The sequence below is a fragment of the Paraburkholderia sp. RL17-337-BIB-A genome, from assembly GCF_046025895.1.
GTDB lineage: Bacteria > Pseudomonadota > Gammaproteobacteria > Burkholderiales > Burkholderiaceae > Paraburkholderia > Paraburkholderia fungorum_C.
Genome location: NZ_JARESY010000002.1, coordinates 1,987,492 through 1,999,791 on the forward strand (window position 1 = coordinate 1,987,492; position 12,300 = coordinate 1,999,791).

Here is a 12,300-nt window from a genome sequence, read left to right on the forward strand (position 1 = left end):
CTAGCAGGCCGTTGAAATATCCGTCGTTGATGCGCTCAGATGCATTACGACGGATGCTGGGTTTGCACTTTTGAAACGCGGAACACGTTTGCGGGCATTCGGCGTTACTCGCGGGTTCACCATATCGGTGTTATCCATCGCTTCCTGCCCCTCAACCGGCAAGTGTGCGCATACGCGTCAGGTTGTAGCCGACCTGCGTCAGCACGAAGAGCTGGTCTACGCGTTCAAGTCCCCGATACATCGCTTGTCGAATTCGTCCGACTGTCTTGCCCCATCCGAACACCTGCTCAATGCGTTTACGTTTTTGCTGGCTGACCGCGTAACCCGGCCAGCGCGTAGTTCGGTCGTCAATTGCTGAACCTCCTGGACGCCCATCGTTTTGCGCCACATGCGGCGTCACACGGTTCGCTCGACAACTGGCCACGAAACCGGCGGTGTCGTAGTTCTTGTCCGCGCCGACCGTGATGCCGTGCGGCGCAACACTTGCGGCATCGGCAAGCATCAGCTCGGCCGCGTCGCGCTCGGCGGTGCCCGTCGCCAGCGTCACCTGCGCGTTGACCACCAGGCCGTGCCGGTTGTCGGTCAGCACGTGGCCCATATAACAGAGCATCGCCCCGGTTCCTTTGCTCTTGCGAAACAGGCGCGCCTGCTCGTCCGTCGTCGATTGGTGCGTCTCGTTACTGCGTTTCTGTCCGTGCCAGTTGTCGTTCGGCGCGGGCGGTTCGTCAGGAGGCGTGTCGTCTTCGTCTGGACTTGCCTTCGGCACGAAGCTCTTATGCCCGGCCCATGCCTGAATCAACGTGCCGTCGACGCTAAAGTGCTCCCCAGAAAGATATCCGCGCTCGCGCGCGGTCTCGACTGTCTCGTTGAAAAGCAACACCACCACATCGTGTTCGAGCAACCGGTCGCGGTTCTTGCTGAACGTCGAGTGGTCCCACACGGTCCCGTCCATCGGCAGGCCGACGAACCAGCGGAACAGCATGTTGTAGGAAATCTGTTCCACTAGCATGCGCTCGCTACGAATCGAGTACAGCACCTGCAGCAAAAGAGCTCGCACCAGTTTCTCCGGCGCGATGCTCGGCCGACCTCCTTTCGCGTCAGCCTCGTACATCCGGGCGAACACATCGTCCATGCGTTTAAGCGCGTCATTGACCCACGCGCGAATCGGACGCAACGGATGGTCCTTCGGCACAAAATCGTCCAGCTTCAGCACCGTGAACATTGACTCGGTAAAACCATCTGGACCACGCATCCGTTCCATCTCGCTCTCATTGATGACATCAGTTCAACGTTTACGCCTTCGTTACGGATGACCGCCACATCAGGTATTTCAACGGCCTGCTAGAGGTAGAGCAGGGTTCAATTCGAGAGGCATCCACGACAACTGCCATTCGAAGTCGTCACTCAAAGAATCGATAGCGTGCAGTAGCCTATTGATGCCGAGGTAGCACCAAGGACAGACGAAATCGTGTGTCACCGTAATATCTATCGGCATCAATGTCCCCGTCTGAATACATGGCCGTCTTACTGGTTGGCGGATTCCGCGAGATACCGGTGCACAAACGTCACAGCCATCGCCCCTTCTCCGACCGCAGACGCAACCCGCTTGACGGATCCGAATCGGACATCGCCGGCTGCGAAGGAGCCAGGTACGCTGGTCTCAAGGAAATAAGGGCGTCGCTCCAGAGGCCAACAGCGCTCGAATTCCGGGAATTCTCCCAAGTCTGCGCCGGTGACCAGATATCCGTTCCTGTCGCGGACTATCGTTGTCTCCTTGGCCCAGTCAGTGTTGGGCGCACCTCCGATACAGACGAATAGTCGCTCCGCAGCGACCACCTCGTCCTCGCCGGAAGTACGAACGATACGGATAGCCTCAAGCTGTGTGTCACCGAATAACTGCGTTACCGCTGAGCCAAAGAGCACTTCGACGTTTTTCGTCTGGGTTATACGGTCAAGAAGATAATGCGAAAGCGTTGCGGCCAAAGTCGGGCCACGGACTATCATCGTTACCTTCTTGGCCGTCTTGGCGAAGTTCATCACGGCCTGTCCTGCCGAATTCCCCCCGCCCACAACGAAAACCTTCTTCCCATCACACATTGGTGCTTCGCTTGCGCCCGCACCATAAAAGAGTCCTGAATTGAGCAGCCGTTGCTCTCCCGGTACACGCAGGCTGCGATACTCGATTCCCGTCGCGCAGATGTTTGCGCGTGCTCGAAGAAGCGAGCCATCGGCAAGACTGACCTCGATCTTCCCATTCGTGAAAGTTGCGCGTATGCCTTCGCGCATCAAAAGCAACTCGACACCGAACTTGACAGCCTGTTGCCGGGCACGCTCTGCCAATTCCGCTCCTGCAATGCCTTGCGGAAAGCCCATGTAGTTTTCGATGAGCGAACTGGTGCCTGCCTGCCCACCGACGGCGGCTCGCTCAATAACGACCGCACGCAGCCCCTCAGATGCCGCGTAAACCGCTGCTGAAAGCCCTGCCGGCCCCGCCCCATAGATGGATAGATCGTATTCGTGGTAACGCGGACGCGACACCCACCCCAGTTTGGTCGCTATGTCTGCAAGCGTGGGGGTATACAGCGTGGATCCATCGGGAAAGACAACGATTGGCCAGCGGGTATTCTCGAAATCCAGAACCCCCAGTTGATGCAAACAGTCGCTGTCTCCGGATACCTCACACCACTCATACTCAACGACACCGCGCGCCAGAAAGTCCCGGATAGCGTATGCTTCCTTGCTGTAAGCCTCACCAAACACCTTGACAACCTTCGCGCCATCCATGGTCGTTCTCCGCTAATTCAACGCAGCACAGGCTCCTCGTAGGTTGCTGGGAAAAACGGCTCTACGATCGCACAACACAGCCCGTGTATTGGCTCGTCTTCCGGACGTTTCGGGAGCTTCCGTCTCCACCGTTCACTTCAAAGCACCGTCGACTTTGTCTATCTGCCGTCCGCGCCTGGAGCGGAGAGGTATCGTCTCGACGAGCCGGCACCAATCCAACCATAGACCGATATGGCCTAGAGTGAGCACTTCTTAATTGAATTTAATACGCGTGAAGCGACGCGTTTCTGTGCAAACACCGCTGAACACTGCCAGTACGACCTCGCTCATTGAGAGGTTCCCTGGATGTACACCCAGACGATTGACCATTTTGCCGAGGATGTTGCGTTCAAGATCTCAACAATCACGACCTCGCAGATCTCCTGTTTCATAGGCGCGATGATGGTAGTCGCCGACATCGGCTTCGGCGACACTCTGATGTTCGCCGTCGGGACGCATGTGCCTACCGCCTACGCCCACCTAATCATGGGGGCCGTCTTTGCTTGCGGCCTGACAATCGTGGTCTTCGCAGGCTCAAATCTCTTTACGGGCACCGCGATGTACCTGCCTTTCGCCGCCCTTCGTCGGTCCAGCGGAATTGGTGGCCTCCTTCTGGTTTGGGGAGTCTCCTGGCGTGGCAATTTTGTTGGAGCCGTCGTGTTGGCGATGTTGATACACCCCTCCGGCGAGGGCGTAGCCTTAACCGATGGCGCTACGACCTTCTTCGCGGTCGTAGAGGGAAAACTGAACGGCAGCCCAACGGAGCTCATCTCGAAAGGCGTACTGTGGAACTGGCTCGTCTGTGTTGCGATGTGGATGGCTGCCCGGACAAAGAGCGACGCCGCAAAGCTGGTCCTTATTTTCTGGCCGGTATTTGCATTCGTCGCCTGTGGATTCGAACATAGCGTCGTCAACATGTTCCTGTTCGCCCTGGCGCTCATCGGCCCCCCCCGAAAGCGTGACGTTGGCGCGCGCGGCTGCCAAAATGGTCTTTGTGACGATTGGAAACCTGGTTGGCGGCAGCGTGTTCATGAGCCTCGGCTATTGGCTGCAGGATCGTCACAGCAACCGCTCGCAATTCCGGATGGCAGCGCCCGACAGCGCCGGCGCAGACCTAAAACACCTGAACCTTGGCCTGAAGCGAATTCGACGCGACGGCAAGTAGACGGTCGCTTCGTTGGCCGTGTAGTGATGCGTAGTCGAGCTCGCGACTGTCTATGTTTGCTTGCGGGTCTTCCGTAAAGGTCGACGCTCAGCAGCCCTCAACCAGCTCGCATCAAATTAAGAACGATTTATTTCAGTATGCGCTTTGCCTGAACCAGAATAGTTATAACCCTTATCAGGGGGTAACCGCTGTCGAGTGTGAAGTATGGAATCAAAAGTTAGCAAGTCGGACGGCGAACTCGACCAATACAACGAAGAGTTCACGAGCTACCTCAATCGGTCAGTTGAGGCGAAAAGCAATGTTCATATCTCATTCGGCGTCCGGCTATTTTCGATCGCCGTGTGCGGCTGGACAATTATTGAAACGCCTGCCGAATATGACGCGTTCGCCGGGCTCGGACGATTTCTCGCCCTGCTCATTTCGAAGGTCATCTGGCTGGTGCTCGGAGTAGCCCTGTTACGAAAAATACGGGGCGCTCAGCAAGCATTTTCAATTTTATGCTTTATAAGCATTTTCGCGATTTTTCCCGCGTTGCCATTTGAGTTCGACCATTCGATATTTTCATTTTGTCTTTCATTAACTGATTGCATCCTGAAGATAGGTTTTTTGGCGTCCATCGTCCTTCGATATCTCGACATTGAATGGTAAGCACAATTCTTGAAGTCTCAGTTCGCGACGTATCAACATCAACGCCAGTCGATTTGGGAGTTATCATGCTTCTTTTAAATCCCGCTTGCGATCCGTGGCAACGCACCGTTGGCGCGCTCAGCTCTTGGCCGGATGGCGAACCCACTCTCCCCAGCGCCACTAGCCACTTCTCAATAAAGCACGCCGCAACGGAAAACAAGGGAAAATCCCGCTGCGCCTCCGGCGGGCTGGGTCTTGTCAAGGTCATCGAACGGCTGAACGAGACGACTGCCGTGATTGATTGGCGGGATTCAACTGCCGGATGCTACACAGAGCAGGTCTGGCGAGTCTGTATTGCGCGCGTGACCGGTCAATGCGCGTTAAGCGGCGCAGTCATCAAGAAGGGTGACGCTGTGTATCGGCCGCGCAGAAACAGGAACCTGCGAGCGAACGCGGCATTTATGATCCTCTCACGTGAGCTGGATAGCGCGTTCTCTTTGGTCGATTGCTGATTGTGTTGCGAGTGACCTGAACGATGCCGACGCGGGCCTATGCCGCTTGAGAATCGACAGGTCACCGGTTCTCTCTTGTCGCAAGTCGGCACATCGACGGCTGGACATTGCTCCAGACAAAGTCACCCATTCTCCGCGCCGTGCGCTGAGTGGCGCGACCGAAAAGATCGCTTTGCTCGCCTCAAGCGTGCTGGCGAAAGCGCAATCCACCGCTCCACGCCAGCACATCAATCCTGCATCCTCTATGGAAGGCTCTTCAGTGCCGATACATTGGTGCTGGCCGGCCCAGAGACGATTGACGCACAAGCTTTCCTACCATAAGCCGTCACGAAGGCGTCTCGCTCCCCAAACGCCAATCCGCAAGTTTGCGCTCCAAACCAGTCGCGATTGTCGCCGAGTGTGGCACCGGTTCACCAAAGACCTAACGAACGGGGGATATGTGAGACCCATGACACAAATGGTCTTTCGAGCATCAAAACTAGACAAACTCGCACCTCCAGTGCGCCTGGCGCGGCAGAAATGTCCAAGGTGCGAAGACTAGCAGCTAGTCAGGTGGTGGCAATCTTTGTATTATGGTTGTCTGATCTCTCGACGCCTCTGGGTCCACATGCCAAAGAAAAATGGGCCGATCGACGCCCCCGCACTTTCCGAACCTCACGAACCAGGTACTCGTCGGCTTGCGCCTGAGGTCCGGGAGCGCATGATTGTCGAAAAAGCTATCGACCACTTTGCGACACATGGTTTCTCGGGCAGCACACGGGAACTCGCACGCCAACTTGGTGTGACGCAACCGCTCCTGTATCGATATTTTCCGAGCAAAGAGGCCCTGATAGATCGCGTCTACGAAGAGGTTTACAGCTGGGACAGCGACTGGGAGAAACTGATAAGAGACCGCTCAATGCCGCTCCAGGAGCGCATGGTCCGTTTCTATCAGGCGTACGCTCATACGATCCTACGTCGTGAGTGGATTCGAATCTTTATATTCGCAGGGCTCACCCGTGAAGGTATTAACTCTAAATACCTCGCGCGTCTCCGGGAACGCGTCTTCAACCCCGTCATGGACGAAATCAGGCAGACGCACGGCCTTCCGGCGCCTGCCGGGCCGGCCGAGCGAGCCGTCGAACTCGAGCTAATCTGGAGTTTGCACGCGAGCATTTTCTACGTTGGCGTGCGGAAGTGGATCTACGGGTTGCCAGTCACGGAGGATATTGACTCGCACATCGAACATCAGATCGATGCATTTCTGAACGGCACACCCTCCGCGCTGAAGAAAGTGCTGGAAGCAGGTAGCACCAAGCGCCCAAAGGCAACCAAAACCAGGGCCACCACCTAGGCTGCAGGCGGCTCGTTGCCCGGACGCTCCTGCAGCCGGGCCTCGAATACTTCCAACGGCCTGACCGCCATGCCAAACCAATTGGCCCCGGCCGTCGCTCACGCCCCCGTTCGTCAAACCTCATGCAGCCGCAGCTTGTCATTTGCCTTTTTCACGTTTAATATTGATCGATTGATTACTAAAGGTCGGTTGCGTCGCAGCATTCACTGTGCGATGCACGTCATGCCACGGTTCCAGTGGCTGTGTCCCGCAATCATCGTTGCCTGACACTGGCCGGAGACCGCCAACGACCTACTAGAAAAGTGCTGGTCGTATTCAACATCTGGCACGGTTCGGCCAGCACATCTGCAACGTATTATCCGGACCGGGCAATCGGTGATTTGGCTAAAGAGACACGGAGTGGCTCTTTAGATTTTTCTCCAGGAGTTGTCTGAATAGAGCGACGGATTGAGCTCCGCTAACAATGTCGTTCCCTATCTTAACCGTCGGAACCGAATTAACACCTCGGTCGATAGCGACGGCCTCAATTGTTCGAACCTCGTCTGTGCCGTCACGTCCCGAGAAAAAGGTATTGATTTCTGCGCGGTCAAACCCGGCCGTTACAGCGAGCTCGGTCAGCACTGCGACGTCACCGACGTCCTGACCGACGGAGAAATACGCGCGAAAGATGTTTTCTACCAGTGTCGACACCGGATACCTCTGCTGAAGCATCCAGACCAGTCGGTGCGCGGCCAACGTGTTGGGCGTACGTTCGACACGTTCGTAATGGAAGTCCAGACCAACATCGCGCCCTGCTTCCGCCACCTGCGAATCCATGGCTTGAGAGCGCTTCCAGCTGCCGAATTTCGCCGACCGGTATTCTTTCCGGTTAAGCCCTTTTTCTGGCATACCCGGGTTAAGTTCGTAGGGAATGAAGGCCACTTTGATATTGGCCTCCGAGCCCGTCTCCGACATTGCCAGTCTCAGCTTTTCGCCCCCGATCCAGCACCACGGGCAAATAAAGTCATACGTCACTTCAACGCTAAGCTTTTCCATCAAACACCTCCAACTCGATTGGTTACCACGAACAATCCAGCGATCAACAATGCCAGATAGAATGAACTGTCAAGCCGACGAATCTTCGCGTGAGGGGCCATAGAATGGACAAATTCACGGCGCTATCCATGTTTGTCGAGGTCGCACAGACGGGCGGGTTTACGAGTGCAGCCCGACGCCTCAATATCGCCACCTCATCAGTAACAAGAGCCGTCGAGGCACTTGAGGAATCGCTCGGGACGGTACTTTTCAATCGCACTACGAGACAGGTGGCGCTGTCAGACGCCGGCGCGACTTACTACGCCAGGGCGAAGCGGATCATCGAAGACATGGCCGAAGCGGACGCTTCTGTTTCGGATCGAGGAGTGAATCCTTCGGGTCCGCTTCGCGTTTCCGTGCCCGCAGCCTTTGGACGGCAGTGCATTGTTCCTCATATAAGCTCCTTCCTGGCAAGCCATCCAAGGCTGGAACTGGACATCATTCTTGATGACGGGATTTCCGATCTTTTAGCTGACCGGATAGATCTCGCCGTAAGACTGGGTGACCCGCCGCCAAGCGCGGACGTTGTCAGCCGGACAATAGGTCACTTCGAGCGTTACGTTGTCGCAAGCAAGGACTATCTGGAAATGCATGGCATCCCGGAAACACCTGAAGCGCTTTCCACTCACCAATGTCTGCGTTTTTCTTACGGCTCTGACCAACAGGTCTGGACGTTCTGCCAAGGCGGAAACGTCGCAAAAATCGCGGTTACAGGCCGCCTTAAGACGAACAATTCTGAAGTACTCAGGGAAGTCGCGCTAAACGGCGCTGGTATCGCGTTGCTTCCCAGTTGGCTCATTGATTCTGATGTTCAGGCCGGCCGATTGACTAAACTGTTTGACCAGTACGAAATCAATCCAAATGACGCCCGGTCTTCCATCACTGCGCTTTACATGCCCAATCATCGAGGTTCACGGCGAATCGGCGCCTTCCTCGAGTTTCTCAGCGACATCGTGTCATGACTGAGCGACACAACCAGGAACCCAGCCGTCCGATATTGCCACGCAGAAGTATCAGATTGGCCGCCTGCTGCACGTTTTCGGTGCCGCGATGATGCTGGGTCAGCCCCATCCCGTAGACGAGCACTGCGTTTTTCGATTCGATATAGATTTTGGCGACATTGGTCAGATCCTCTTTGCTCAAACCGGATTGACGCTCAATGGCTTCCCATTTTGTTGCGTACAGATCTTCGATCAGCCGTTCGAGTCCGACAGTGTGTTGATTAATGAAATCGTGATCCAGTACGCTAGGCCGCCCAGTGGCCAACTCCGTGTTGTCGAACTCCAAGACGGCCTTCATGATTCCCTTCAGCGCAGCGACGTCGCCGCCGACACGCACCTGATAGCGAAATGTGCTGATTGGCGTAGACCTCAGCGTCACCATTTCTATCGGATCCTGCGGAGCCTGAAAACGCTCGAGCGCACGCTCCCGGAAAGGGTTGAACGAAACAATTCGCGCCCCTCTTCGCGAGGCCTCGTGAAGATTCGTCATCATGCGAGGGCTGTTCGTCCCTGGATTCTGGCCAAAGATGAAAATGGCATCGGCGGCGTCAAAATCTTCGAGCGTTACGGTGCCCTTGCCTACCCCAATTGACCTTGGAAGCCCTGCGCTCGTTGCTTCGTGACACATGTTTGAACAGTCCGGAAAGTTGTTGGTGCCATACTCCCGAACGAAAATCTGATAAAGGAACGCTGCCTCGTTTGAGGCTCGACCTGACGTGTAGAATTCGGCGTGATCTGGATCGTCCAGCGCATTTAGATGGCTTGCGATCTTTTCAAACGCTGCATGCCACCCAATTGCCTTGTATCGGTCGCTTGCGGAATCATAGACCATTGGATGCGTGAGTCGTCCCGCCATCTCCAGATCGTAGTCATCCCACGCCCGTAGTTCAGAGACAGGATGCATGGCGAAAAACTCGGACGTGCACCGGTTCGTTGTCGCTTCCCACGCGACCGCTTTAGCGCCGTTCTCGCCGAACTCGAACGACGAAGTGTGCTTCGGATCAGGCCACGCACACCCTGGGCAGTCGAATCCTTCAGGCTGATTCATCTGGAGAAACGTATTGGGGCCATAATTCGGGATGCCCTGGAGAGAAAGTACCTTAGCCGTCGCTTTCAACGCACTCCAGCCACCCGCAGGTTCGGAGTATGTCCGCACATCCTTCTCATCGGCCATGGCTTGTCGACCTTTCAAGAACGTCAGAATCATCCTTCGCATACGTGCCGGAGTCGATCCAGGGCGGGCAGCGGTGACCGGGTCGGGTGCATGCAGCAATCACCGACTTCAAACAGCTCCCATCTGCAGTCTGCGCGTCCACACGATCAACGTACTGTTAATTGTTGTGAAAATCAACCGAGCGCCATAGGGTGAAGAATGTTGCCGTGGTCACTCGTCAGCCGAGAGTTCCATTGGTTGAATGAAGTAGACTTTCCGGTATCAGCACTCATCGCGTTGCGTAGTTCGCACTGACGCGCTCGGATCGATCTCTGGGATTGATACCCAGAAGAATGCGTTGTCCAGGCTATCAGGTTGGCGGCCGACGTGCCGCAAGCGTCTGGGCTGCGAGCTCCATGTCAAGCGGACGTTTGTAAGTTCAGAACAATTAACGCACTTGATTCCGGCCCTGGTTCACCTCAATAACTACACTGCTTTAAGCAGCGACCCTTCGGGTCGGCAATGCCCAAAGCTGCACTTTCTCCCAATCCACGACATGATCGAGGCCATATATGAACGATGCAGGAAAGGCAACCGAACGACGGAAAGCACCGCTCCACACCCCGAATGCACTGAGCCAGGACGCAACTCTGGACATTTCGGCGGAGCTGAACGCGCTGCTCGCTGACACTTTCGCGGTCTACATGAAGACCAAGAATTTCCACTGGCACATGTCTGGTCCATATTTCCGTGACTATCACCTGCTCCTTGACGAGCAAGCCGACCAGATCTATGCGACAACCGACCCGATCGCTGAGCGGGTTCGGAAAATCGGCGGCACGACGCTGCGTTCAATCGGCCACCTGTCCAGACTTCAACGGATACTGGACAACGATGCCGATTTCGTCACGCCGGCGGATATGCTCGCAGAGCTCCGCGAAGACAACATGTCCTTGATCCGCTACATGAAGGGCACGCATTCACTTTGCGACGAAGTCGGTGACGTAGCGACGGCAAGCCTTCTCGAACAGTGGATTGATGAGGCTGAGCGACGTACCTGGTTTCTGTTTGAATCCGGTCGCACGTCGTAGCCCGTTTCCGGCGATTGCCCGATAAGGGTCTTTGTCATCGACGGTCCTTACAGGTTGCGACGGGGGTATCGTCGCAGCTCTGTAAGAGAGCCAGAAATTCACGCCGTTACTAGCATCCCAGACAGCGTCTTAAAAACCACGCCAGATTGCCTGCTGCCTTCCCGTCCTGAAATCAACGGACAGATTTCCTCAACGCCGGCGCTCGGTCCTCACCAAACTTTTGCTACACGGATGCATACCGGGCCTCAAATCCCCGCTCATCCACTACAATGCGGCGCGAGCGCCTCTCGCAGATAGCAACAGAATTGCTTTTTATGGGGAGTTCATCATGCTCGACAGTACCCAGCAACGCGCAGTCATTGTCGGCGGATCGCTTAGCGGTCTTTTTACGGCGACAGCTCTGCGTGCGATCGGATGGCATGTCGACGTGTTTGAGCAGTCCCCGAACGAACTCGACAGTCGTGGTGGCGGAATCGTCCTTCAGCCTGACGTCCTTGAAGCGTTCCGGTTTGGGGGCGTGTCAATTCCAACAGACATTGGCGTCGACTCCGGCGATCGCATCTATCTCGACAGAGAGGATCGAATTGTTCAGCGATTCTCCATGCCTCAAACGCAAACCTCGTGGAGCTTGATCTACAACGCGATGCGGCGTGGATTGCCCGCAGGCGTTGTTCATCCTGGTGAGCGTTTTACGAGATTTGAAGAGATCGACAATGAAGTTGTTGGGCATTTCGAGAGCGGGCGAACTGCGACCGGCGACATCCTGATTGGAGCTGACGGTTCGCGCTCCGCAGTTCGAGCCCAAGTGCTTCCAGGAACGCATCCAAGCTATGCAGGGTACGTCGCATGGCGTGGCCTGGTTGAGGAGAACGATCTCCCGTCTTCGGCAGCAACCGTTCTACGTGACAGGTTCACGTTCCAGCAAGGCGAATCGCACCTGATGCTGATCTACCTTGTTCCCGGCGAGAACGGCACAACACGGGTGGGGACGCGCCGGTGGAATTGGGTATGGTATCGCCCCGTGACTGCTAGCGAGCTCGTCGCTCTGATGCTGGATAGATTCGGCACTCAGCGCTCGACGTCGTTACCTCCCGGAACGACGAAGGATGTGGACGTCAGCGAACTTCGGTCTGCTGCTCAAGCCCTTCTCGCCCCGACCTTGCAAAAGCTGGTCTTTGCGACGGTCGAACCCTTTGTTCAGGCCATTCAGGATTTGGCCGTCAACAGGATGGTTTTCAATCGGACGATTCTGCTCGGCGATTCTGCTTTCGTTCCTCGACCACATACCGCCGGAAGCACCGCCAAAGCTGCTGTAAATGCGGTAACGCTTGCCCATGCCCTGTCTAGCGGCGCCACACCCCTCGCGACCGCGCTCTCCCGTTGGGAGATGCAGCAAATACGCCTGGGAACTAGCATGTCCGAACTCGGCATCTCCCTCGGGGACAACATAATGCAGTTAAACCAGTAGCCCAGCCGGATAATTTGGGCAAAGTCCCCGCACTTGAGGTAGTTGTGAGACGC

Annotated in this window: 10 protein-coding genes and 1 pseudogene; 7 read left to right on the forward strand and 4 right to left on the reverse strand. The window is 55.9% G+C overall.

Translation table 11 applies throughout. The features are described 5' to 3' along the window. Positions 1–151: 151 nt before the first annotated feature. Complete coding sequence (locus P0D84_RS29750) at positions 152–1,252, reverse strand: IS5 family transposase (RefSeq protein WP_408346128.1); 1,101 nt, start codon at positions 1,250–1,252, stop codon at positions 152–154. Positions 1,253–1,524: 272 nt separating this feature from the next. After that, entirely contained in the window at positions 1,525–2,784 is a 1,260-nt protein-coding gene (locus P0D84_RS29755; RefSeq protein WP_408342541.1) for an NAD(P)/FAD-dependent oxidoreductase, read from the reverse strand. A gap of 345 nt (positions 2,785–3,129) precedes the next feature. On the opposite strand from P0D84_RS29755, the gene P0D84_RS29760 reads away from it, so the two are divergent. The 4 genes from P0D84_RS29760 (at position 3,130) to P0D84_RS29775 (ending at position 6,460) form a co-directional block, all read left to right on the forward strand. Then, positions 3,130–4,065 carry a formate/nitrite transporter family protein gene (locus tag P0D84_RS29760; protein WP_408342543.1) on the forward strand — a complete coding sequence of 312 codons (936 nt, stop codon included), beginning with the start codon at positions 3,130–3,132 and terminating at the stop codon, positions 4,063–4,065. Positions 4,066–4,192: 127 nt separating this feature from the next. Then, a complete protein-coding gene (locus P0D84_RS29765; RefSeq protein WP_408342545.1) occupies positions 4,193–4,636 on the forward strand; it encodes a hypothetical protein in 444 nt (147 codons plus the stop codon). Beyond that, entirely contained in the window at positions 4,630–5,127 is a 498-nt protein-coding gene (locus P0D84_RS29770; RefSeq protein WP_408342547.1) for a DUF3331 domain-containing protein, read from the forward strand. The genes P0D84_RS29765 and P0D84_RS29770 overlap by 7 nt, the downstream gene beginning before the upstream one ends. A 607-nt stretch (positions 5,128–5,734) precedes the next feature. After that, positions 5,735–6,460, forward strand: coding sequence for a TetR/AcrR family transcriptional regulator (locus tag P0D84_RS29775; RefSeq protein WP_408342549.1), 726 nt, complete (start codon positions 5,735–5,737; stop codon positions 6,458–6,460). Positions 6,461–6,844: 384 nt separating this feature from the next. On the opposite strand, the gene P0D84_RS29780 is transcribed toward P0D84_RS29775, so the two are convergent. Then, on the reverse strand, positions 6,845–7,495 hold the full coding sequence (locus P0D84_RS29780) for a DsbA family oxidoreductase (protein ID WP_408342551.1): 651 nt from the start codon (positions 7,493–7,495) through the stop codon (positions 6,845–6,847). 104 nt (positions 7,496–7,599) lie between these two features. Here P0D84_RS29780 and P0D84_RS29785 point away from each other — a divergent pair, with 104 nt between their 5' ends. Further along, positions 7,600–8,496, forward strand: coding sequence for a LysR family transcriptional regulator (locus tag P0D84_RS29785; RefSeq protein WP_408342553.1), 897 nt, complete (start codon positions 7,600–7,602; stop codon positions 8,494–8,496). A 7-nt stretch (positions 8,497–8,503) separates the two neighbouring features. Here the strand turns inward: P0D84_RS29785 and P0D84_RS29790 are convergent. Then, positions 8,504–9,709: pseudogene (locus tag P0D84_RS29790) on the reverse strand (molybdopterin-dependent oxidoreductase); the annotation flags it as partial. 551 nt (positions 9,710–10,260) lie between these two features. Here P0D84_RS29790 and P0D84_RS29795 point away from each other — a divergent pair. Next, positions 10,261–10,779, forward strand: a complete 519-nt coding sequence (locus P0D84_RS29795) for a Dps family protein (protein ID WP_408342555.1) — start codon at positions 10,261–10,263, stop codon at positions 10,777–10,779. Between the two features lie 328 nt (positions 10,780–11,107). Then, positions 11,108–12,247 (forward strand): FAD binding domain-containing protein, encoded by a 1,140-nt coding sequence (locus tag P0D84_RS29800; protein WP_408342557.1) that lies wholly within the window; start codon positions 11,108–11,110, stop codon positions 12,245–12,247. Positions 12,248–12,300 lie beyond the last annotated feature (53 nt).